Origin of the sequence: Pseudoalteromonas phenolica (assembly GCF_001444405.1) — a bacterium.
GTDB lineage: Bacteria > Pseudomonadota > Gammaproteobacteria > Enterobacterales > Alteromonadaceae > Pseudoalteromonas > Pseudoalteromonas phenolica.
This window is the reverse complement of the sequence record NZ_CP013187.1, coordinates 370,673-394,695: the sequence shown is the minus strand read 5'-3', so window position 1 is coordinate 394,695 and position 24,023 is coordinate 370,673. Positions and strand designations below refer to the sequence as shown.

Below are 24,023 nucleotides of genomic sequence, written 5' to 3'. Positions count from 1 at the left end.
CATAGAATAATTAACTGCACTCAAAGCAGGTTTACTGTGATAGTTTATACTCTTATTTCACAGCTGATTTAGTTTTAACTAAATTAAGTATCTAATAACTAAAAAAAGAATCAAAAAGGTGTGCTTAATATGTTGAGTACAGAGTCTTTCATTGCGACTTTTTCTAGGCGCTACAAAATCGCTCTAATCGTCATCGCGCTCGCAATTACGACAACATTTTTCATACTTAACGAACAGCAAATCAAGCAAAAAGACAGTGCACACATAATCAACATTGCTGGAGAGCAACGCATGCTCTCTCAAAGATTAGCTTTGCTAGTACAACTTTCATATAAGACTCAATCACAAAAAAATAGTCAAAAGCTTAAACAAGTTGCTGAGCGCCTGCTGGAAAATCAAGGTTTTTTACTCAAAAAAGTGTCTTCAAAAGATGCCTCGGCACAAGCCGAATTATCAAAGCACTTTCAAGATACGAGACTGTTAAAACGCCTCGAACAATACACAGGTTTGGCAATTGAAAACTCGCAAAGCTATTCACCCGAAACTTTACAACAGTTTGAACAATTTGATAACGAGCAGTTGTTAATTGATCTAGACCACACCGTCAAACTGTTTGAAAAAGCCACGTTAGCACAACAGCTCACATTACAAAGGATCAATTTAGCCTTATGGGCTATCTCGTTGCTTGTCATATTATTTCTAGTCTTTGCTATTTTCAAACCAACGCAACGCTGGCTTTCTGATACGTATCAACGACTATTATTAGAAAAAAATCGTGTTAAAGATGTGCAATTTGCAATCAATAAGCACTCGGTTGTTATGCGTGTTGATAGTGATACTAATCTACTATTTTATAATAAGAAATTCTCCGAACATTATGGCTATGAACAAGATGAACTCATTGGCCAACCGGTTAAAGTGTTAAGAAGCGGTATTCATGATGATAGTTTTTACGACACCCTAAACCAAGCAATTCAACAACGAAAAGTATGGCAAGGGGAAATCTGCAATAGAGCTAAAGATGGACGACTATATTGGTTTGATACCAGTATCGTGCCAATAAAACACTTTGAAAATGAAGCTGAAAGTTCCATTGTCATTCAAAATGACATTACAGAACAAAAGCGCACCTTGGGAGCACTCACACAGATCCATGTGATAACCAGTGATTCTAATGCATCACTCGACGATAAAATTAATAAGCTTCTTGTTTTAGGGCGACAAATTTTTAATTTACCTTTAGCTATCATCAGCAATATCAATGAAGAGAAAAACACTTATCTTGTTAAATATGCCTCAACGCCCAATGATGCTATAAATCCGGGTGATATATTCGATTATAAAAACTCTTATTGTATTCATACACTCAAAGCTAACCATGCTATTGCTTATCACCATGTCGGGCAAAGCGACATTGCCCATCATCCATGTTACGAGAGCTTTGCGCTAGAAAGCTATATTGGCTGCCCACTTATTATCTCAGGACGACGTGTTGGCACACTCAACTTCTCTAGCCCTGAAGTGTCTCCCCATGAATTTTCAGATACGGACCTTGAAATAGTGCAATTACTTGCACACTGGATCAGTCACGAATTTACTCGAGAAGAGCAAGAAAATAAGCTGTTATTACAACAGCAGCTTATGAATCAAATGAGTGAGCAAGCCAATATTGGTGCTTGGGAAGTCGATTTAGTCTCTGAGAAAGTGTATTGGTCAGACATGACCAAACAGATCCATGAAGTTGATAGCGACTTTGAGCCCCAACTTAGTACTGCAATCAATTTTTATAAGCCAGGCTTTAGCCAAGAACGCATCTCTGAATTAGTAGCCCAATCAATGCAAACCGGCGAGCCCTATCAAGAAGAGCTGCAAATTATTACGGCTAAAGGTAATGAGGTTTGGGTTGAAGCCAAGGGTCAAACAGAGTTCAGAGACGGACTTTGCATTCGTATGTTTGGCTCATTCCAAGATATTACCGAACGTGTCGAAGCACAAAATAAACTCAAGTTCAGTAATCAAAGATTAGAGTTTGTTCTAGATTCTACCGGCGTTGGTATTTGGGACTGGGAAATTGACTCAGGTATCACCACTTATAATGAACGCTGGGCCAATATTTTAGGTTACAAACTAAAAGAACTTGAACCCACCAACACTTTAACTTGGGTTGACCTTGTTCACCCTGAAGATTTTAAATATTCAGAACATGCACTACGAGAACATTGGAACCGAGAGAACGAGATATACCTGTGTGAAATTCGCATGAAACACAAGCTCGGTCACTGGGTCTGGATATTAGACACAGGTCGTGTCGTTGAGTGGAATATAGATGGCTCTCCAAAGCGTATGATTGGTACCCATTTAGACATCAGTGCCTCTAAGAAAGCCGAGCAAGAAATCCAAGATAAAAATGAGCGCATGGCCCTGGCAGCCGATTCTGCAGGGATTGGTATTTTCGACTACAACTTAGAGGATGACTCCTTAAGCTGGGATAATTGGATGTTTAAATTGTATGGCATTCCGGAGTCTGATTTTTCGGCCGCGTATAACGCATGGGAGCAATCTCTTCACCCTGACGATAAAGAAAAAACAGAAGCATTATTAAGTGACGCGATTAAGCATGATAGTAAATTTGACACTCAATTTAGAATTATCTTGCCCAATGGCCAAATTCGACACATAAAAGCGTCTGCCATCAACAAAGTCAATGAACACGGTCTAGTTACAAATGTCGTAGGTGTGAACTATGACGTAACAGAACGCGTGCAATACGAACAAGCATTACAACAAGCGAAAACCGTTGCAGAAACCGCTGTGGTTGCCAAAAATGAATTCTTGGCCAGTATGAGCCATGAGATCAGAACACCGATGAACGGGGTGATTGGTATGCTTGATTTACTCACAAGCAGTGAGCTTTCGGATGAACAGCAGCATCGCGTTTCAATTGCGCAAAGTAGCGCCAACTCTCTACTGACTTTAATTAACGACATTCTAGATTTCTCAAAGATTGATGCTGATAAACTCGAATTAGAAAATATCCCCTTTAACCTTACCACTATGCTTGGCGAGCTATGCGAGTCATTCGCCATGACAATTGAAGCCAAAGGATTAGAGTTAATCCTCGATACAACAGAGTTACCAAACCAGCTTATTATTAGTGACCCAGGAAGAATTAGACAAATTCTCACAAACCTAATCGGAAATGCGATTAAATTTACCCATACCGGCGAGATTTTAATTTCAGCTCACTTACAAGGCACAGACTTAGATAGTCTAGATCTTATTTTAAAGGTTAAAGATACCGGCATAGGTATCGCGCAAGACAAACAAGCACATGTCTTTGAAACTTTCAGTCAAGCGGATTCCTCTACAACTAGAAACTATGGGGGAACAGGTCTTGGCTTAGCCATTGTTAAAAAGCTATGTAATCGTATGAATGGCTCAATCTCTTTACAGAGCTCACTAGGAGAAGGCAGCGAGTTTACCTGTTTGCTCAAAGTCTCTAGTTGTGAAAAGAATCACACCAAAGTGCCTGATGTAGATATTTCATCACTCAATATATTGGTTGTTGATGACAATGAAACCAATAGAGAGATATTAGATAAGCAATTATCGCAATGGGGAGCAAAAGTCACTACTAGCCATAATGGTGAGCACGCCTTAACCGTTTGTAAGAGCCAAACTGAGGCTATGTTTGATATTGCTATTTTGGATATGCAAATGCCAAATATGGATGGAGCACAACTTGCACAACACTTGCAAAGTATTCCTGAATGCGAGCAGATGCAGCTTATCATGATGACCTCAATGCAAACCCGAGGAGACGCCAAATATTTCGCCGACTTGGGCTTTAAAGGGTATTTTCCAAAACCCACAACGACACAAGATTTATTAGGTGCACTTAAGATTATCTCTGATAAGGGAGACTCATTAGAAAACGCAAAACCACTTGTCACACATCATTATATTAATGAGCTGCAGCAGGCTGATGAAAATCCGGAATTAAATGACAATAAGCCACTGCCATCGTTAAACATTCTGCTTGTAGAAGATAACCCAGTGAATCAAATTGTGGCTAAAGGTGTGCTAAAAAATCTTGGTCAAGCATGTGATAGCGCCGATAATGGCCAGCAAGCAATTACGCAGTTAAAATCGTGTGACACTCCCTACGATGTCATCTTAATGGATGTACAAATGCCAGAAATGGATGGCTTTCAAGCAACTCAGTTAATCCGACAGGGTAAAGCTGGGGCACACCACCAAAATACGGTCATTATTGCCATGACAGCCAATGCGATGAAAGGTGACAAAGAAAAGTGCTTAGATGCTGGCATGGATGAATACATTGCTAAACCAATCAGTTTAAACGCTCTGAGAGAGAAGTTATTGCAGTCAACCTCTTAGTGGTATTTTATGTTGAGAATTGGTATTAAAAAACGCCCACATATTGTGGGCGTTTGCATTGAAAGTGCGTTTAACGGATAGACTGCACAATAAAATCGAGGACTTCATCACCTGAAGGTCGATAACTTAAATCAAACAGCGACATAGGTTTATGCACTAACCCTCGCTCTACCACTTCGTTGGTAATCGCAAAATCGAGTAACCCAGTTTTACCGACCAACAAATTATCGAGCGGTTGTGTCTTTGCCAGTTCAACGATATCTCTAAAACCACTAAGATATAGATAATCTTTAGTAAAACCACCACCCCGATATACACGGGTTGTTAAAGTAAACGCAAACTCTCTGTCTAATTCAAATTCACTCACTAAAGTGTGGAAAGTTTTCACAAAATCGCGATGCTTGAGCATATAGTTCACAGCAATAACACGAAGCGCCAAAGTTTGCAGGCGCGATAATGTCAAACTCCCAGAGCAATACTCACTGTAGATTGCCAAACCTTCTTGAGTATGGGTATTACCCGACAAACCTAACCCAAATACCTTCAACGGCTGCTTTTTAGCATTCAATGTCGTTACCATGTGAATGCCTAATTCATGATACGCAAAGGCATGAATTTCTTTTTCGGTAAAGCTAGCGTCTCGGTTAACCAATAACAGCGCTTTGTCGTTATTGACCATGGCCTTGGCAACTATTTTTGCCGACTTTTCGATACGACAGTTCAAACCCCATTCTTGTGCCTGCGCTTTAAAGCAAGCGATTGCCTCATCCGCATTTAGCACTTTTTCATTTTCATCAATTTGTGGCTTTAAGTGCAGTAAGAATCGTGCATTCGCGATGTCTTCTTCACTCGGCTCACCATAGTATTTTAATGAGTTATACATAAACTCATCGGTACCTATGGTGGCCAACAAATCAATTTTGTTCGCCAAATTATCGATGATATGACGATACAACTGCTGAATATCAGCATCGAGAATATTATCAACCGGTAACTTATATAGCTTCTCTCTAAACTTATAAGGGTTCAGGTCTAGCTGCTTATAGTTAAAACTCGGCGCAACATAGCTATTTTTCAAAAACCTCTTACGCTGCGCTTGCAAGTTAACTGGGTTAATAAAGTTCAGCGTTTCAATATGACGACATAACGAGAATAACGCTTTATCAACCTCTAGTACCTCTGGGCTGATACTGGAAGACAGCATATCGGCTTTTTGCATGCGCTTTTTACTGCCAAAACGGCGAATAAAATACGCAGCGGTTTCAGAGATAGCACTCTTAAAACCTGCTTTTAACTCTTCAAGCACCAAAGGATAAACATCACCCGATGTTTCATCCATAAATACTTTTTTGACTTCAGTTGGTAGCACTAAGGTGTTATCAAAGTGTGCATTCACATGACTAATTAAGTAACCACGACCATGAAACACTTCGTCTGTCGCAGCGCGCACTGACAAGTTAGGCAACTCAATCTTATTCAATTGCTTCTCAAAGTGCTTAACCACACTGCCCCAGCGTTCGACATCAATTTGTCCAGAGCCGACATTAAACGTCGGCGTGTCTTTTTCGATACGCTTGTAGTTGTACGAGTGAATATCAAACACAATTGCGCGACTAAACAGTGATTCTACTTTGGCGATGATTGCCTCAAGCACATTGTAAAAAGACTCATGCTTAGCTTGGCTAATTGCACGCTGCTTTGCACTCAACGGCTTTTGCCACACCTGTTTATTCCATGCCGTTTTAAAATACGTAGACAGAGTTTTTGCACGGTTTAAGTCATATTCAAAACGTGAGTCGTTCCCTATTAATTGAATAGGAAACGACGAAATAAGCTCATCGGTATAAGGATCTTCTTCGAAAAAGCGCTCGTCTTGACTAAGCATAAAGCTTTTTTCGAGATCTTTACGCAAACGGTGGCCGTTATGAATGGCTGCACAGATCACCGGCGTATATTCATCAATTTTAATAATGAACGCACCGCCTTCAACCTCTGCATGAAAGCATTCACCTTTGCTTATTTTCGCGATACACGCCTGTTCAGACAGCGTTAGCATTTTCAATTACCTGTCTGAATTCAGTTTTACGGTTGCGTACTAGCTCTTTGGCATGCACGACGCTTTCAACAAAATCAATAACCTGTGCTTGTAACTTCACTCGGTTGAGTTTATTGATACGAACAATGCCGCCTGGGCTTAATACATTCACTTCAATCAACTTGCCGCCGATAACGTCAATGCCTGTTAAATACAAGCCATCGCGCACCAGTTTAGGGCCAATGTACTTACACAGCTTTTTCTCTTGCTCAGTCAATTTATGCTTCACAACGCGGCCACCCGCATGCACATTTGAACGCAGATCACCATTTGCTGGCACACGCTTCATTGCACCTATTGGTTCGCCGTTGAGCATCATAATGCGCACATCGCCCTCTTCTGCACCTTCAACGTAATCTTGCAAAATAACGTAGTTTTCACCTTTGCCATTTTCATCACCGCCGATATAAAAATCGAGTAACGATCTAAAGCTCTGACGTGCAGACTTTTCTATGACAATCACACCACGGCCACCAAACCCATCAAGAGGCTTTAAGATCATGCGATCGCTGTCAGATTCATCAAAAATACGTTCTAAGTATTCGCGGTTTTTTGATACATGTGTAGCTGGAATAAACTCGCTCTCAGTATCTTGAAAAGACGCCGTGTAGATTTTGTTGTTCGCAATACGCAAACCATCTAAGTCATTCATGATAAACGTATCACCGCGCACTGAGTCTAAGAAATTCAGTGCTAAGGTATCTAGCGGTGGATTCGCACGCATGATGATGGCATCAAAACCTGCAAGTGGTAGCTGAGTGCGCTTTAAGTCAGCATTTTTGTAAAAACTTACGACATTGTCAGAACACTTTGTTTTACGCGTAAATACATCACAGAATGCACTCGCCACACTGTCTCGAATAGTCAGGTTATTCACCGTTGACATAGCAACGGTATGACCGCGTTTAACACACTCATGAATTAAGCGAAGCGTGGTATCTGTCTCAGGCTCAACACGATCCCAAGGGTACATAATAAAACAAATTTTCATGGCTATATGTCTTTAAGATTTGAAGTCTCCCCATTTAACTCAACATTATTAAGGGGAGGTATATCAGTAACAGAAATAAAATTAGCCAGTCGAAACTGGCTAATTGGCAATCAGATAATTAGATTGGGTTGATATGGCTAATCAGCTAAACTGAAGTCATTCCCCATGTCTTGCACTGTACGGCCGCTGCTTCTTGAGAAGCTGTGACCCACTTTGCTTTTATCGATTGCTTTTAAGTATTTTTTCCAAAGTTTGGCAGCATGTAAGGTGCTCTCACTTTCGTCTTTCACCTGCGCTACAAATAATTGCTCTTCTTCATTCTCGGGCTGTAAGGTCTCATTCGCCAGTGCACTTAACGTATGGCCGTAGCTTTCTAAAAACTCAGCTTCTTTCAACGTAAAATGACCGCTTCTTGATAACCCGTGTGAAAATGAGTGGTCGCCATAAAACAGTGTTTTACCTTTACGAATCGTCGTATTCATATGTTCCCCTAAGTGGTTTGCCATATAACGGTTATATAAAGTTAGATACAACTGATTAATCTATACCCAGCTTTTATGAACAAATTATTGCCAAGAGCAAAGAAAGCTCTTATTTGCGGAATGTATGCAAAAACTAATAAGAAGAAAAACAAAAAATATTTGTCGTGAAGATAATATTTATTTAAATTGAGGCCATTAACAGAAGAGAGCCATGACACATGGATATTAGAGTCTTTAAAACTTTTATTGCGGTTGCAGAAAATCGCCACTTTGGACGCGCTGCAGAAACTTTGTATATCACCCAAGCCGCTGTCAGTGCAAGAATAAAACAACTTGAAGAGTTTTATAATACGGCTCTTTTTATTCGAGAAAAAAACAATTTGAGACTAACCCCCGCCGGTGAAGCCTTGTTATCTCATGCGCATTTGATGGTGAGCCAAATGGCACAGTCTAAGCTCTCTTTATCCATTGCCGCCATGCAGAAAAACACCTTTAGTGTTGCAGCCACGCCCAATGTATGGGACGCGTTTTTTAGCTCACGCATTCAAGACATGCTGGCACTCTTTGACGACCTAGTTGTTGGCGCTGAGCTCTCTGTTCGTGAGGCGATACAAAGAAAATTAGAAGACCGCTCATTAGATGTGGGCTTACTTACCGATCCGATCAAAGACAGCGATTTTTGTAATGAGTTAATAGGTCACTTTGATTTATCTCTCGTAGGTAGTCGCGCGGAATTCGACGCCAAAGTAGAAGATTATGTGTTAGTTGATTGGGGCATCACCTTTCAAAAAGAACACGCTTTACACCATAAAGTCACCCCCAACTTTAAAACCTCTGCCGCAATGATTGCGCTTGAAGTGTTGCAAACTAAAGGTGGGTTTGCCTACTTGCCTTACCCTCTGGTTCAAGCATTAATTGAAAACGGCGAGTTATTTGAAATCGAAACACCGTTACAAATTAAGCGACCAATTTACTTGGTTTATCGTAAAAATAACCCTCAGGAGCAATTAATTACTGAGTTTAAGGCATTGTTTTCTAAGCTTCAGTAGTAGAAATCTCCGCTGCGATAAATTTAAAACACTCTTGTGATAAATTTGTGAATAATTAGCCATAGTTTCGCGATAACTGTCTTGCAAACTAGATTTGTGTTTAACAAAACTATAAAGAGCAAGACATGAACAAAGCAACAAGTGCACTCATCGCAGGACTAACATTAATGGCAGGCGGTACAGCAATGGCCGCTGATGTAGAAGTAAAAATTACCAACCTCACACAAGGTATTTATTTCACCCCGCTCCTTGTCGCAGCACATAGCAGTGACGCGCACCTTTACCAAATTGGCAGTAAAGCGTCTGAACCATTACAAGCAATGGCTGAAGGCGGTGATATTTCAGGTCTTGCAGATGTCCTATCAGGCATCAATGCTAGCGCTGCAGCAAACCCAGCTGAAGGGTTATTAGCACCTACCGCATCCACTATGGCGATGGTTGAAAGTTCTGAAACTAATTCAACCCTGTCTATTGTCGCCATGATGTTACCAACCAACGATGGCTTTGTGGGCCTGGATGCATGGCCTATTCCAACCGAAGCAGGCACATATCATATCTACCTAAATGCCTATGATGCAGGCACAGAAGCAAACAACGAACTGGTTGTTGATGGCTCTGGTGCACCTGGCTCATTGGGTATTCCAGCCTCTCCGGGTATGGCACCGGGTACGCAAGGCAGTGGTGTCACCGATGAAGAAACCAACATGATGGTACATATTCACCGCGGGAATTTAGGTGATGACGAAGCAACAGGTGGTAAAAGCGATTTACACAACACAGTACACCGTTGGTTAAACCCAGTAGCGAAAGTGACTGTAACAGTAAAGTAAGGGGCCTAACATGAAAGCACTCAAATTATGTGCGCCTGTATTTGCAGGCCTATTACTCGCAGGTTGTGGCAGTGACGACAATGATGTGATGTTAGAAACACCTATGCCAACACCACCAGCCGCAGAAGAAATTATGCTAAAAGTCACCGCGGTTAACCTCACTAATGGACAGCCACTTTCGCCAATTGGTATTGCACTACATAAAGAAGGACAATTTTGGCAAATCGGTGAGGCGGCCAGCGCCGAATTAGAAACCTTAGCTGAAGGCGGGGATAATTCAGGGCTACTCGGATTAGATGTGGTTATGATGTCAAGTTCAGCAGATGCTCCACTTGCACCTGGCGCGAGCCAAGAGTTAATGCTCACTACCGAAAGCCTTGAAGACTATAAATTGTCTGTAATCACCATGATGGTGAATACAAATGATGGTTTTACCGGTCTTAATGCTATGGACGTATCAAACCTAGCCGAAGGCGACAGTATTTCTATGCGTACCCATGCGTATGATGCAGGTACCGAAGAAAACACTGAAGCACAAGGGACTATTCCTGGCCCTGCCGATGGTGGAGAAGGCTTCAATAGTGCCCGAGAAGCCATGGATAAGGTCGCGATGCATCCTGGCGTTGTCGGTAATGATGACGGGCTCTCTAGCTCAGTGTTAGATAGCACGCATAAATTCGATAACCCACTGATGATGGTCACAATTACAAGAATGAAATAAACCCTACATGCCCATTTCACGGTGTGTGGGGTGGGCAATACAAAGTAAATCATAGCTTATTAGAGCTGAGATTTACTTTAAGAGGGTTGAAATATGCAGCATAAAGTATTGGTCGTTGAAGACGATCTCGATATTGCAGGGTTAGTTCAAGTGCATTTAAAAGAATTGGCACTTGATGTTGAGCACGTAAGCGATGGGGAAAGCGCCATGGCAAAATTAATGCAAGACCACTTCGACATCGTGCTACTCGATATTATGTTGCCTGGCATGGACGGTCTCAGTGTTTGCCGAGAGATCAAATCTCTATTTCCTCATATCAGCGTGGTATTACTGACCTCAAAAAGCAGTGAGATGGACAGAGTAATTGGTCTAGAGATTGGTGCCGATGACTATATTTGTAAACCTTTTAGCTATCGAGAATTCCAAGCAAGGATCAAAGCGCAGATCCGCCATATTAAATTACTCAAAATGCAGCAACAGCCAACCGATACAATCGCAACAGCGCCAACAGCCTTGATGTTAGGCGCGCTGCAAATCGATACGGGAGGTCATGAAGTCTTTATCAACAACCAACTTATTGACCTTACAGCTACCGAATTTGATCTGATCCACTTCTTTGCTAAACACCCCAATCAAGTATTTTCACGTGCCCAATTACTCGAATCAGTTTGGGGTTATGACCACTCAGGTTACGAACATACCGTTAATTCACACATAAACCGTCTTCGCAGTAAGTTAGGTAACTTATGCCAACAAGACATTATCGAAACCGTGTGGGGTGTGGGTTACAAACTTAACGCCAAATCATTGCAACAGGCATCATTATGATCCAATCTCTTTATCAGCGCCTCAGTCTGACCATTTCAACGGTGCTTTTCATCATACTCATTTCGTTTGTGACTTGGACACAATGTGTGTCTGAAGTGTCTCGATCTCAAGCTGAGCAAAAACTACATTTAGGCCTTGCGGAACACCTCGCCAATGACAACCCCTTGCTAAAACAAGGCGTTTACGACTATAAGGCCCTTGAAAGCCTATTTCATACCTTAATGGTACTGGGCCCGTCTTTTGAGTTTTACTTTGTCGATCCCAGCGGAAAATTAGTCACCTACTCAGCTAAACCTGGTGATATTAAAAAGCAAAGTGTCGATTTACGCCCTCTGTTACAGCTAATAGAAGAGCCACACAACTTACCAATTTTTGGCGATGACCCGCGCAGTTTTGATCAACAAAAAATCTTCTCTGTTGCACCGGTTTATAACAACGACACGCTTCAGGGGTATTTATATGTGATTATCGGCTCTTCCGCCTATGACTCTATTTTTACCCAGATCAGTAGTTCAGATCATTTATTTCAACATTCTGCTGGCTTGTTGATCTTAGTGATCATTTTAATGTTCGTAGCGGTGTTATTGTTTCGCTATATCACTTCGCCTCTTAAACAACTTGGTGACTTTATTCACAAAGCAGAAGAAGCGAAATTTGATTTAACTGAGTTGACTATGCCGCAGTGGTCAAACTCTGATAACGAAGTCCACCAGCTTGGCAACAGTGTTAATCAGATGCTGGTGACCATTAATCAGCAGATGGCACAACTCACAGAACTTGACTCACAACGTCGTCAATTATTGGCCCATCTATCTCATGATTTGCGTACTCCGCTTGCTTCATTGCAAGGTTACTTAGAGTTAATTGAAAAACAGCATGCTAAGCCTGAGCAACAGATGCATTACCTGCAAGTTGCGCTCAAGAATTGCACCCAATTGAAAAGCTTGATCGACCAGATATTCGAGCTTGCACACCTTGAATCAGGTCATGCCAATGTACAATTTGAAGTGTTTAATTTAGGTGAATTGATTTATGACATTTTGGCAAAGTTCGCACTAAAAACTGAGCAAGCCAACATTACTTTAACTGTGCAGCCCAAAACCTTTGATGCCCAAGTTTACTCTGACATCGCTAAATTAGAGCGGGTGCTAACGAACTTGATTGATAACGCCATTCGACATACGCCGTCTGGAGGAAACATCACCATTGAAGTCAGCGAACACAATAAACAATATGCGTTAGCTGTACGTGATACCGGACTGGGTATCAATGCCAAAGAGCTGCCTTATATCTTTGAAGCCCGTTACAAGGCAAGCAACAGTCAGGGCTGTAAAAAGACCCATGCTGGTCTAGGGCTGGCGATAACCTCCCGCCTTATTCGTTTGTTAAAATCAGAGATCAAGGTTGATAGCGAATTAGGCAAAGGCACTGAATTTACCTTTGCTGTGCGTAAAGCCACAGATGCACTTAATTAACCAAACAACTTTCTTAGTTCGCTGGGCGTCATGCCCGTCCAGCGCTTAAAGTTACGGCGGAAGTTTGTCACATCTGCATAATCTAGTTGTTGCGCAACTTGCTCGTTTGAACAACCTCGCTCACTAATATGGATCACTGCTTGCTGCTTTTGCAGCTGATCTTTCAATACTTGCAAACTGGTATTGTGGGCTTTTAACTTCCTTTTTAAAGTCGCTATACTCACACCTAAACACTCACTGAGCTCAGTTGCAGATTGCTTAGGGTTTAGAGCGAGTAATGAACAAACATACTGTAAAAACCCAACATGAGCTTGTGCATGTTTTGATTGTTGTAAATAGAAACCACGCATAGAAGTTAACGCTAAAGTTTGTGGCCGATACATGTAAGTAGTGGGCACACTCACCATAAAACAAGGCTGTGAAAAATGATATTGCAGCTGCAGATGCGATTGATATTGTTCCACATGTTTAGGTTGACTATAGGGCAGCTTGACTGTCAAATGCGACACCATGTCAAAACGCCATCGGCATAATTGGTCAATCACTGCTGTCAGAAATTCGGCCATAAACTCCATGCAAGGTGCTGACACCTGAGCTATCGCAGGATTCACGACAAAATGGCGCGCATTTGCGCTACGATAACTTTGAAAGAACATCAATGGCCAAATTTGCGCTTGCCTAACTTGTAAGACTCGGCTCATATCCAACAAATTCCGGCTATTAAGAAGTGCTTGAAAAGCCGCTTCAGGCTGGCTAAATAGCCAATGTCTCGCCACTAAAAAGCTCACGCCATCTTGACTTAGGAGCGTTTGAGCATTGTCAAAAATTTGCGCCACCTGCTTAAAACTCACTCGCTTGTTAGGCTGATGTAAGTCTTCATTAAACAGACGACTGCCTTTAAGTAACTTATGACTACTCACACCTCTTTGTTCAGCCATCTCAATCAAAGGCAGTAATAATGGCTGCATTGCCAAAATAGGACTGTCATTTTCAAATACCTGCCTCATGCCGCCACCGCCTTGAGTTCATTTAAGCTTTGGCTTAAACGCTGTAACAAGGTGTTGTGATCGTCATCTTTGCGCCCTGCCATGCATTGCCATTGCACACCTTCAAACCCCAGTGCGCTATTGTGATTATCATACGGCGTATGACTGGCCACCATTTGCGCCACCTGCTCAATCACGGCGTGTGCTTCCACTAAATCAGTATCAGGTAACAACACAATAAACCTATCAGAGGCATAGCGACAGGCCAAATCGGACTCTCGCAAGTTAAGCGTGATGATCTGACCAATATCTGAGAGCAAACTATTGCTTCGCACGCCCCCATACTTACGATTAAATTCACTGAACCCTTTGATATCAAGTAAAGCCATACAAAATCCAGTATCACTCTCGCGGTAAGTGTATAACTCGCGCGCGACCTGTTTTTTCATATAATCAGCGCGGTACAAGCCAGTAATAAAGTCCGTTAAGCCATGCTCACGGTAAAAGCGTTCTTTCTTTTGCAATAGATGATTTAAGACCTGTTGCTCGTGATACCAAAAATACATTGCTAAGCTCATTAGCCCCATACCTAAAGTCGCAGGAAGCGCCTCTAAACTCGTTAACCAGTCATATTCAAGATCAAAGCGATAAAATTCATCTAAGAAGTCGAGCAACAAAGAAATGTGTAAGGCACTCAAGCCAAGAAACAATAAATTCGTTACCTTGCCTTTGGGCCGAGTGAGCAAGGTGGCCAGCAACCAAATCAAGGTCATCACCGCGATACCGCCCTCACCAAAGCAGTCAATCCAATCTATCTCGCTGGCAGGCTTGGCACTACCAAAGAGGCTAACTAAGCATATTGCAGCGGTAATAAATGACCCAAGCAATAGCAATAGTCGCGTGTGAAGTTTTAAAAATGAATCGGTCATAACAGCAAATAAGTGCTTAAAAGTATCACCATGCTACAAAGCTGGCAGGTTTTATCGTAGGGTCACTTTAGCTCATCAAAGGTGCTGCGATTATGACAACTCGGCACTTTTCCTTATGTTTTATGGCACTTAAAACAATCACATCAAGATTGTAGGGGGTCATATTGGCTCAATAAGGCAAAAAATACCGACGAAAAACCTCGTTTTAAGCGAATTTTGACTGCTTTGCTTTTGTACTGACATATTTCTTTAATCTGAGTTCTCTACTTTTGCCGTCGTTATCAATAAACCCAAATACTCCTGTGCAAACTGAGAAGAGAAAGATGAAAACACATAAACCGTCTAGATTTACTCGTTCTAAAATCGCATTAGCTACCACTTGTGCATTATTAAGTTCACACGCTTTTGCCAATACCCTTGAAGGTCGTATTACCGATGCCAATAATTCGGTGTACTTTGAAGGGGCTAAGATCAGCATAAAAGAATTAAACCGCACCATCAGCTCTGAGCGAGATGGTCGATTTCGCTTAACAAACCTGCCAGCTGGTCAATATACCTTGGTCGTGGATTATCTGGGCGCGAAAAGTGTCGAACGTCAAATCACCATTAAAGAGAACGAAGTACTCACTCAACGTATTGCACTTGAGAACCAAGACGCCTACATCGAAGATGTCATTGTGGTGGGTCAACGCGCAGGACAGGCTGGCGCGCTTAATCGCCAGAAAAATGCCATGGGCGTAAAGTCTATTGTCAGCAGCGACTCTATAGGCCAGCTTCCCGACCAAAATGCGGCTGAAGCGTTACAGCGTTTACCCGGCATGTTTATTCAACGCGACCAAGGCGAAGGCCGATTTGTTGGCATTCGTGGTATCGACCCCAGCTTGAATAATGTCACCATCAATGGCGCAAATGTGCCCTCACCTGAATCTGGTGTTCGTAGTGTCGCGATGGATGTGATCCCAAGCGAGCTGGTACAAAGCCTTGAAGTCAGTAAAACCGTTACCCCAGATATGGATGCCAGTGCCATAGGTGGCAGCATCGAAGTAAAAAGCTTAAGTGCCTTTGACCGTGAAGGTCAAAGCTACAGCGTGAGTGCACAAGCCACTTACAACAAACAAGTTGAAGCCAGCAGCCCTAAGCTCTCTGCCAGCTTTACCGACGTTTATACCCTTAACAAACAGTTTGATCTGGGTATAGCCACAGCCCTATCTTGGTCTGAACGAGAATTTGGCTCACACAATATGGAGACCGATGGTGGCTGGCAAATGCTCGAGCTTGAAACCGACAATGGTGAAGAAGTAGAACTATTTGGTGCTGAAGAAATTGAACAACGCCACTATAAAATTAAACGAGAACGATTAGGTGCAGCCCTAAACCTTGATTTGCACAGCAATGATTTCAGCAAATACTACCTGCGCACACTGTATAGTGAGTTTTCAGATGATGAGTTCCGTCTACGTAATGAATATAAGTTTGATAAAGGCGAATTAGTTTCTGGTCAGTTTAACAACGCAAGCGCACAATTTAGTGGCGCAGAAATGGATCGTGACACCAAAGACAGATATGAGTCGCAAACCATTTTGTCATTAGTAACAGGTGCCGAACACCAACTAAGCGATTGGTTTGTGGAGTATAGCGTGGGATATTCTAAGTCTTCTGAAGAAGAGCCCAATCGCATTGATGCCGATTTTGCGGGAGAAGACTTTACACTCGGCTACAGCCACTTAGGCCAAGCCCCTGCCCTGACACAATCAGCCAATGCCCACCAGCTCGAAAACTTCGAATTAGATGAGTTAGTTTGGGAAAACAACAATACCGAAGATGAAAGCTTGAGTTTAAAGCTAGATTTAAGCAAGGACTTTACCTTAGCTGGCTACAACACCCAACTCAAATTTGGGGCAAAATATGCGCAACGTGAGAAATTCAATGATGTGCGCACGACAGTGTTCGATGGTGGCTTTAACGATGCCACAGCAGCACAATTTGCTGCGCCATCGCCCGATTGGTCACTCAGTGCTTTTGGTCCGGGTTTATCTCGTTCTGAGATTGCTCGATTTGTCGCAACCAACCGTGCTGAGTTTGACGTTAATCAATTAGATTCTGACATCGAAACAAAAGGCAAAAGCTTTACCAGCAACGAAGATATCTTTGCCGCTTACGCCATGTTCACTATCGATATGGGTGCTTGGCAAGTGATCACTGGTCTGCGCTATGAAGCGACTGATTACAGCACATCAGGTAACAAAGTTGAGCTAATTAAAGACGAAGTAAACGATGATGAGCGTGTTGAGATTAACCCTTGGGCGGTTGATAAAGACTACAGTCATTTATTACCGAATTTAACTGTTCGCTACGATATTAATGACAAACTCGTGACGCGATTTGCGTACACTAACACCCTAGCAAGACCGGGCTTCTCAGATTCCGCGGCATTTCAAATCATTGAATCAGAAACCACCGAAGAAGACGGCCAGATTGAAACCGAGCGTAAGGCTGAAGTCGGTAATCCACATTTATACCCATATGAATCGACAAACCTCGATTGGTCAATTGAATACTACCCGGGCCATATTGGCGTAATTTCAGCCGGCGTGTTCTACAAAGACATAGATAACTTTATCGCCACTGAAGAAGTGCAAGATAACGGGCAATGGGATGGCTTTAAAGAAGTGATGCAAGCAGTCAATGGGGGTGAGGCCAGCCTTTCAGGTGTTGAGCTTGCTTATACAAAGAACTTCAAAAATGGCCTGATGCTGTCAGCAAATGGGACTTTTATTGATGCCGACGACCAACTACCAAACCAGTCTGACACCGTTGCGAATTTAATGTTCGGCTATGAAAGCGATCATTTTAGTACGCGTTTAAGCGCAAGCTATAAAAGCAAAAGCTTCTCTCATGAAGATAACGATGCCCGCGTGATGCAAGATGCACACACTCAGTTAGATTTCAGCGCCAAGTACTATTTTAATGACCAAACGCAGATCTATTTCAATGCGGTCAACTTAACCGATGAGCCTTACTACCTTTACCACGGCCAGAGTCAATATAACTATCAATACGAAACCTATGGTCGCTCGTTCGAGCTTGGCTTCACATTGACCTCTTTTTAAATTTTTAACTTTATGGAGCCGCAAGTAAAAAGCTTGCGGCAGCAGTATGAAAAAGTCTCAGTTAACCTCTCTCATCACAGCCACTTTGCTTACGCTCGGTTGTAGCTCAGTCGCGCTACACGCTCAAGACACACAGCAAAATATCGCCTTTTTAGCTTTTGGAGATGGCGGCTACCATGTCGATTACCCAAAACAAAAGCACATTGATAAACCGAAAACCAAAGAAGAGTTCATCGCCGCAGAAAAAGCCGACTGGCTTGCTGAGCACCGCCCGATTGAGGAATTTGGCCATGCACCTATTTATATTTATCCCGGTACAAATATAGCCACAGAGCAAGGCGGTGCGTTACCTGTCGGTAAAGCCATGGCTGAATTTTGTCAGACCGCACAGTGCCAATTTGGCATTCAGTTGGGCGACAACATTTATCCCGATGGCGCAGATGCAAAAGATGGTAAAGACGATCAACACCGTATGAACGATCTGATCAAAGCACCATTACAGCCATTATTTGATCAACAACCGGATCTTATAGTTTACTCAGCGCTCGGTAATCACGATTGGAAAACCTCTCGTAAAGGCGTGGCACTGCAAACAGAATGGATGAAAACACAGCCGAACTTTTACATGGCTGAGCGCGGCTATTACAGCTATAAAAAAGGCTCACCAGGTAACGATGTTGAGTTTTTTGTGCTCGACACCAATATGTTACTGTCGGGTCAGCACTTCTATGAAGTACCACTGTTACCTGATGGTTCAGAGCAAGGACTCGCCTCAGCTTTGGCATCCGGTGCTGCCAGCGTGGAAGACATTGAAAAACATGAAGCGCCTGTAAATGGAGAAGATCACAAGCAGCTTGCTTGGCTTGCCAAAGGCTTAAAAAACTCAAAAGCTAAATGGAAAATTGTCTACGGCCACCATATTTTATGGTCAATCGGCGGCACCAAGTATGATGAAGGCCATGTATTACGCCGCTTAATTTTGCCGGAGTTGTGTCAGTATGCGGATGCTTACATTGCGGGTCATGAGCACGACTTAGAGCTACTTACCGATGATTGCTCACGGGTACTGCCAGACAATAACAAACCTAAGCTACCACTTATCATCAGTGGCGCAGCTTCAAAAATGCGTGGTACGCATACCCCCTTTGCCGAACAGCAAGAAAAGCGTTATCCAGAATATGACTTAGTGTGGTCAAAGAGTTTTACATGGGGCTTTGCTCACATAGAGCTGGATAATCAAGTGGATGAACTGAAAGTACAGTTTTATTCCACACCAACCGATGGCAGTGGCAAACCAGTAAAAGAGCAAGGTTTTAGCTTCGAGCATCGTAGTGACTAACCTTTTATTTGGTTAACAAGCGCACACAAAAAAGCCAGTTTGACACTGGCTTTTCAATTAAATTACAAGAGATAATTACTGCTGAATACGACGTATACTTAAGTTATCACCACCATTACTACTCACTTGCTGAACTAAGCTAACGCCTGCAACATCCAGAACATGGAGTGTCTCCATTGTATGCGCTGTTTCAGAGTCTTTAGATGTCTCTTCAGCTAACACATAGAAATGTTCACCAATTTGACCACCGTTATGATCTATATCCGCACTGAATAGGCTATAAGCTTTGCTGCCTGATTGCGTTTCAAGTGACCCCGTCGATCCTGTACCTGGCACAATGGCAATGTACGACACAACTTCTGTAGTATGCCCTTCGTTCAGTGTATCTTGTTCGAAAAATGCAGCTTTAAAACCAGTATTTGAGATGTCTTTCACACGAGTCGCAATCGTATGACCCCCCTCATAAGTTTGTACTTGCAAGAAGACATACGGGTTATTCGCGAAGCTCTCAGCAAAGCTGATGTCTTTGAATGTTTTCGTACCATCAAGTTCAAAGCTGCCCACCTCTAAAATGGTACCGTCAGCCATCGTATAACGGCCTTGTTCGAGCGCCATGTAATCAAATGACTCTTTATTTGGATGCACTTGGTCTAAGTAATTCCACTCTTTAAAAGCCACTTCAAAGCTTGTTGGCGTAACATTCTGAAGACGATTCACACCACCATGACCACCATTAAATGTCGGTGCAGATGTAAATACAGCAGGGGCATAAAAGTTCGTATCAGCAAAACCATAAGTACGCCAAGTGTGATCTAAGTCGTTCACTATCGTATTCGATAATAGCGTAATCGTGTTGTCTAATGCACAAGGGTCTTGCGAATAGCATGCTACTGCGCTATCTGTTTTCGTTGCTAAGTCATTAATACGTAGCGGTAATGTAGCGACTAAGCAGGTGCCCCCTGTTTCTGGATTCAACTTATACAATTCAGATTGGTTTTTATGACCATGGTCGTTAATAACTGTACGACTGATTAGCATGTCACCATTTTGTGCCAACGTCGCACCTGTCACAGCGATAAGGTTGTGATCAGATAACTTACTCATGCTGTAGTTTTCTGGATCTGAACGATCAATTAGGTAAGTTGAGCTCGATGTAACGAGGTAAAGCTCACCATCTTTAAACACTAAGTCGCCACGATATTGCCCATCAATGTCATCAAAGTGCATGAGTGTTGTCGCGTTACCGTTTAATTTATCAATACGATACAACTTGCTATAACTATTCGCGATAAGTTGATCGTTTTCAGCATCATATGCCATACCAATAACCGACTTAGTGATACCGTCAATTCTGTGATGTGTTTGTGTTGCAAAGTCATAATAAGCCAGTCGGCTGTATTTAAAGCGATCACCTTGAACAGGTATTTGCGCGAGCACTTCTTCCGATACATTCAATCCGCTTAAATCCACTTTATATTCAAAGGGAATTGGCGAAGACGCATAGTACATACGATTTAATGTAGAATCATACGCCATGGCAGCTGAACTGAACTCTGCCATTGAAAGCGCTTTAGCCGTTTTATCTTGCTCTTGCAGGCTAAATAAAACCCCCGGCGCACCTCGACCAGAATTGATAGAAAACAGCTCCCCCTGACAACTATTCGCACTAGCCTGAGTAGCCAGCGTTGTTGCTGAAAGCGCAAAAAAAGAAAGAAGTGAGTGTGACATCTTAAGCATAATTAGAACCCTAATTCATATCCTAATAAACAAAATGACACAAAGAAATGACACATACATCCTAAATATGTGGGCCTTAATCCGTAAAGGTAGGTGCTTCCATTATAACTTTGTAACCAAGGTAGAATATGCCAATAGAAACGGGGAGTTTCAAATATTTTATTAATGTAAATAATTAAGTGGTCGATTTAAGAGGTTAAACGGTTATTAGCTCTACTCAAAACTATCTGAATCATGATATCGCAACAACTCTGGCTTAGATAAGACCACTGAGTTAATCGCTTTATCTAATTTCTGTAAAACAGACTTTGGCACACTTTTGTTGCATGCATAGCCTAGTTTAGAATCTACCAGAGGCAATAATAAGCGGTAATTGTTGGGATCTATATCAGCACGCTTAAATTGAAATCGCGCTATTGCATCACCATAAGCAATTAAATCAACACGCTTATAATCAATCATTCTAACTAGCTCTAAACCAGTTTTAAGATACACGAATTGAGATTCCGGAATACCATACTCTAAAAGAGATAAGTGCCCGATGTCATTTTTTACCACACCGAAAGTTAAACTCTTATCCCGTGTCAGTTGTTCAGCCTTAACACCACTGTCTTTATGGGCAATAACAGCAATCGTATTTGGAATAACCAAACCTACAAAGTTGAAAAGCTTCGCCCTTGGCTTGGTATATACCATTGAAAAAACACATTTATTCTCATATTGCTGTATTGTTTTGTATACTCTGGGCCAAGGTGCTAAAACAATATCAGATTCATCTAAAAACCAACCTAAGTCATGATAAGCCGATTTAAGAACATTAAAGGCCAAACCATGTAGCTTTCCTTCACTTTGATAATTAAATGGTGGGTACTCTTCGGTATACCACTGTATATCTGGAGACATTAGATGAAGCCCAGAAGACAAAATCAACGTATTAAAAAGCGAACCCCACATACACCCAACTCAAATTGATGTACCGATAAGAAAAGTATAGGTCACATCATTAAATTCAGCTTAAGAATTAACGTTTAAATACCTCACCTCTGAGGGGCGCCAGTTTAGCTAATACTTGATTTTGCTTACGGTAACTTATACCCGCATCTTCCATTGCCAGTATTAATAGTTCGACTACTCGGTTAAAGTCCGCTTCATTGATATTCATACCGGTGTGAATATCAATCATAGAGTCTCCAGTGTATTTGCAAGGCCCATCGCTAATATCACACATATGGGCAATAAAACCTGCCCGAAAATGACTCACACTCGATTTGGCAAAGTACGGTAAAATCGCTTTATCTTTTGCTATACGTTTAATAAACGCATCAACGATACGCTCTATACCTTGCTCAGCACCGAGTTGTTGATACAAACTGAGCTTAGGCTTCGACGAACATCCGCTAAGACTAACTATTAATAAGACGCCTATGATGAAAAGGACTCTACGCATGATTAAAAATATCCTGTAACAGATAAATACCAACCGGTTTGCTTCGGTAATGCTGCAATCGTGCCTAAATCAATATATGCCAACGTCACATTAGCATACTTGTTAGGAAACCAAGCCACAAACACATCGCGCCAATTACTTTCTTGCAGCCCCAAATTATCTGGCTTCTGACGATACTCAACGCCCACCGCTAAATGCTTATTTAATAAAACGGCCGACGATAACTCTAGCTGCACACTGCGATTATGCTTCGCGGAACCAAAGCCAAGTAACCCCATTTCATTTGCTGAAGTACTGCGTGCCGTGGCACTCCATAACAGGTTATACCCAAATGCAGCACCAAGGTGTAATTTACTGGCTGAGAGATAATAGTCATAACCCGATGTATCAGTTGCGCCCAACGCATTGGCAACCGCAGGGGTATCAAGCTTTTTATATTGCACACCAAACGTCAATTGCGGCCATTGACTATAAATCAAATCACCATAGAGTCTGACCTTAGCGCCGGTAATACTCTGTGAAAGCTCGGTATTCAGCGGGTTAACTTTGAAGTTTTGTTCAGCATAACTCAGCTCAAGCCTGTCGAAAAAGTTTGCTTGTGCGCCACATACTTTTAAAGAGAAGTCATCAACATCAGCTTTAGTACAAAACCCTGATATTGCCCATTCATCTTCTGTGGCATAACCTGCTAACTGCGCCCATGGCACCAAGCCGCCACCTGCAGCCCCCTCTACTTGTGATACACCCGGCGTGCCTAGCAATTTACCATTCGCGTGCGATGCAAAGCTCGTTAAAAGACAAGCAAGCAGTAGTGTGCTAACTATCGTTAGTTTCATAACTTATCTCCGCTATCTAAGTCAGAAAATAAGTTTTCGAAACTATCGCGTTTTTCGGGCGGGTTAACCTCAAGCGTGATCTTAATATTGCCATCAACAATCGCTAAGGCGTCCGTTTTAATTGTACGAATGCGGTTTACACCTATTTTTGCTCTCGCATGCCAAACAGTGATCGCTGCTAGTTGCTCAACGGCATATGGCATAGTCACTAAGCCTGACACTGAGCTTTTTATTGCGGGCTTGTCATCATAAACATAAATGTAACCCACCATTGCATCGTGAATATTACAGCCAAGAACCACAATGCCTGACTCTGAGAACTCTAACGGCGCCTTTGGTTCGCCATGGTATAGCTTTAACTCAAATGTTTTAGCCTTCGAGAATGAGTACACGTGATGTCGAATATCATCACTATTTGGAAAGCTCACCTTCGCGCCTTTAGGCACAACAAGTACGTGAGGCAAAAATGCTTTTTCTACTTGATCCATAACATAAAGAGGCGACACCACCGTTGGCTGAGTGAGTGTGTTTTTTAATTCAAAGTTAATTACCGCATCTGCAAGTGGCTGATTAAATTGATCAACCACCTTGATAACGGTTTTGGCGGAACAAAAAAAGCAAGTGAACAACAGCAATACTGAAACGATTAGGCGAGGCATAAGAAGTGCTTATGATGCAATAATAATAAAAGAATAGGAGTTTACATATGAAATGTCTATATAAAGTATGCCGAACTACCGAAACCAAAATATCTTTAATTATAAGGA

18 protein-coding genes are annotated in these 24,023 nt (G+C 42.1%); 8 read left to right on the top strand and 10 right to left on the bottom strand.

Annotated features, from left to right (window positions below; genetic code table 11):
• The first annotated feature begins 129 nt into the window (after positions 1 to 129).
• A complete protein-coding gene (locus PP2015_RS01805; protein WP_058028647.1) occupies positions 130 to 4,401 on the top strand; it encodes a PAS domain-containing protein in 4,272 nt (1,423 codons plus the stop codon).
• Positions 4,402 to 4,471: 70 nt separating this feature from the next.
• Here PP2015_RS01805 and PP2015_RS01800 read toward each other — a convergent pair whose 3' ends face one another.
• The 3 genes from PP2015_RS01800 to PP2015_RS01790 form a co-directional block, all read right to left on the bottom strand.
• Positions 4,472 to 6,457: a flavohemoglobin expression-modulating QEGLA motif protein gene (locus PP2015_RS01800; RefSeq protein ID WP_058028646.1), complete on the bottom strand. Its 1,986-nt coding sequence runs from the start codon at positions 6,455 to 6,457 to the stop codon at positions 4,472 to 4,474.
• On the bottom strand, positions 6,441 to 7,487 hold the full coding sequence (gshB, locus tag PP2015_RS01795; protein WP_058028645.1) for a glutathione synthase: 1,047 nt from the start codon (positions 7,485 to 7,487) through the stop codon (positions 6,441 to 6,443). Before gshB ends, PP2015_RS01800 begins: the two co-directional genes overlap by 17 nt.
• 137 nt (positions 7,488 to 7,624) lie before the next feature.
• The gene (locus tag PP2015_RS01790; protein WP_058028644.1) at positions 7,625 to 7,969 is read right to left on the bottom strand and encodes a MaoP family protein; all 345 of its coding nucleotides are present in this window, start codon (positions 7,967 to 7,969) and stop codon (positions 7,625 to 7,627) included.
• Positions 7,970 to 8,187: 218 nt separating this feature from the next.
• On the opposite strand from PP2015_RS01790, the gene PP2015_RS01785 reads away from it, so the two are divergent.
• From PP2015_RS01785 to PP2015_RS01765, 5 genes are all read left to right on the top strand, one after another.
• Positions 8,188 to 9,018: a LysR family transcriptional regulator gene (locus tag PP2015_RS01785; RefSeq protein ID WP_058028643.1), complete on the top strand. Its 831-nt coding sequence runs from the start codon at positions 8,188 to 8,190 to the stop codon at positions 9,016 to 9,018.
• A 125-nt stretch (positions 9,019 to 9,143) separates the two neighbouring features.
• Positions 9,144 to 9,848, top strand: coding sequence for a spondin domain-containing protein (locus PP2015_RS01780; protein WP_058028642.1), 705 nt, complete (start codon positions 9,144 to 9,146; stop codon positions 9,846 to 9,848).
• Between the two features lie 10 nt (positions 9,849 to 9,858).
• A complete protein-coding gene (locus PP2015_RS01775; protein ID WP_058028641.1) occupies positions 9,859 to 10,569 on the top strand; it encodes a spondin domain-containing protein in 711 nt (236 codons plus the stop codon).
• Positions 10,570 to 10,662: 93 nt separating this feature from the next.
• The gene (locus PP2015_RS01770; RefSeq protein ID WP_058028640.1) at positions 10,663 to 11,397 is read left to right on the top strand and encodes a response regulator transcription factor; all 735 of its coding nucleotides are present in this window, start codon (positions 10,663 to 10,665) and stop codon (positions 11,395 to 11,397) included.
• A complete protein-coding gene (locus tag PP2015_RS01765; protein WP_058028639.1) occupies positions 11,394 to 12,872 on the top strand; it encodes a sensor histidine kinase in 1,479 nt (492 codons plus the stop codon). Before PP2015_RS01770 ends, PP2015_RS01765 begins: the two co-directional genes overlap by 4 nt.
• Here the strand turns inward: PP2015_RS01765 and PP2015_RS01760 are convergent.
• Together PP2015_RS01760 and PP2015_RS01755 are read right to left on the bottom strand one after the other, a co-directional pair.
• Entirely contained in the window at positions 12,869 to 13,879 is a 1,011-nt protein-coding gene (locus PP2015_RS01760; protein WP_058028638.1) for an AraC family transcriptional regulator, read from the bottom strand. The genes PP2015_RS01765 and PP2015_RS01760 overlap by 4 nt on opposite strands.
• Positions 13,876 to 14,787, bottom strand: coding sequence for a GGDEF domain-containing protein (locus PP2015_RS01755; protein ID WP_058028637.1), 912 nt, complete (start codon positions 14,785 to 14,787; stop codon positions 13,876 to 13,878). The genes PP2015_RS01760 and PP2015_RS01755 overlap by 4 nt, the downstream gene beginning before the upstream one ends.
• Positions 14,788 to 15,110: 323 nt before the next feature.
• Here PP2015_RS01755 and PP2015_RS01750 point away from each other — a divergent pair, with 323 nt between their 5' ends.
• Together PP2015_RS01750 and PP2015_RS01745 are read left to right on the top strand one after the other, a co-directional pair.
• A complete protein-coding gene (locus PP2015_RS01750) occupies positions 15,111 to 17,897 on the top strand; it encodes a TonB-dependent receptor (RefSeq protein ID WP_058028636.1) in 2,787 nt (928 codons plus the stop codon).
• 46 nt (positions 17,898 to 17,943) lie between these two features.
• The gene (locus PP2015_RS01745; RefSeq protein WP_083496485.1) at positions 17,944 to 19,236 is read left to right on the top strand and encodes a metallophosphoesterase; all 1,293 of its coding nucleotides are present in this window, start codon (positions 17,944 to 17,946) and stop codon (positions 19,234 to 19,236) included.
• Between the two features lie 75 nt (positions 19,237 to 19,311).
• Here the strand turns inward: PP2015_RS01745 and PP2015_RS01740 are convergent, their stop codons facing one another.
• From PP2015_RS01740 to PP2015_RS01720, 5 genes are all read right to left on the bottom strand, one after another.
• Positions 19,312 to 20,973 (bottom strand): H-type lectin domain-containing protein, encoded by a 1,662-nt coding sequence (locus PP2015_RS01740; protein ID WP_128724197.1) that lies wholly within the window; start codon positions 20,971 to 20,973, stop codon positions 19,312 to 19,314.
• Between the two features lie 213 nt (positions 20,974 to 21,186).
• Positions 21,187 to 21,876, bottom strand: coding sequence for a substrate-binding periplasmic protein (locus PP2015_RS01735; RefSeq protein WP_128724196.1), 690 nt, complete (start codon positions 21,874 to 21,876; stop codon positions 21,187 to 21,189).
• A 118-nt stretch (positions 21,877 to 21,994) separates the two neighbouring features.
• A complete protein-coding gene (locus PP2015_RS01730; protein ID WP_058028633.1) occupies positions 21,995 to 22,420 on the bottom strand; it encodes a group I truncated hemoglobin in 426 nt (141 codons plus the stop codon).
• Positions 22,421 to 22,422: 2 nt separating this feature from the next.
• Positions 22,423 to 23,256, bottom strand: a complete 834-nt coding sequence (locus tag PP2015_RS01725; protein WP_058028632.1) for a DUF3034 family protein — start codon at positions 23,254 to 23,256, stop codon at positions 22,423 to 22,425.
• Positions 23,253 to 23,915 (bottom strand): methylamine utilization protein, encoded by a 663-nt coding sequence (locus PP2015_RS01720; protein ID WP_058028631.1) that lies wholly within the window; start codon positions 23,913 to 23,915, stop codon positions 23,253 to 23,255. Before PP2015_RS01720 ends, PP2015_RS01725 begins: the two co-directional genes overlap by 4 nt.
• Between the last annotated feature and the right edge of the window lie 108 nt (positions 23,916 to 24,023).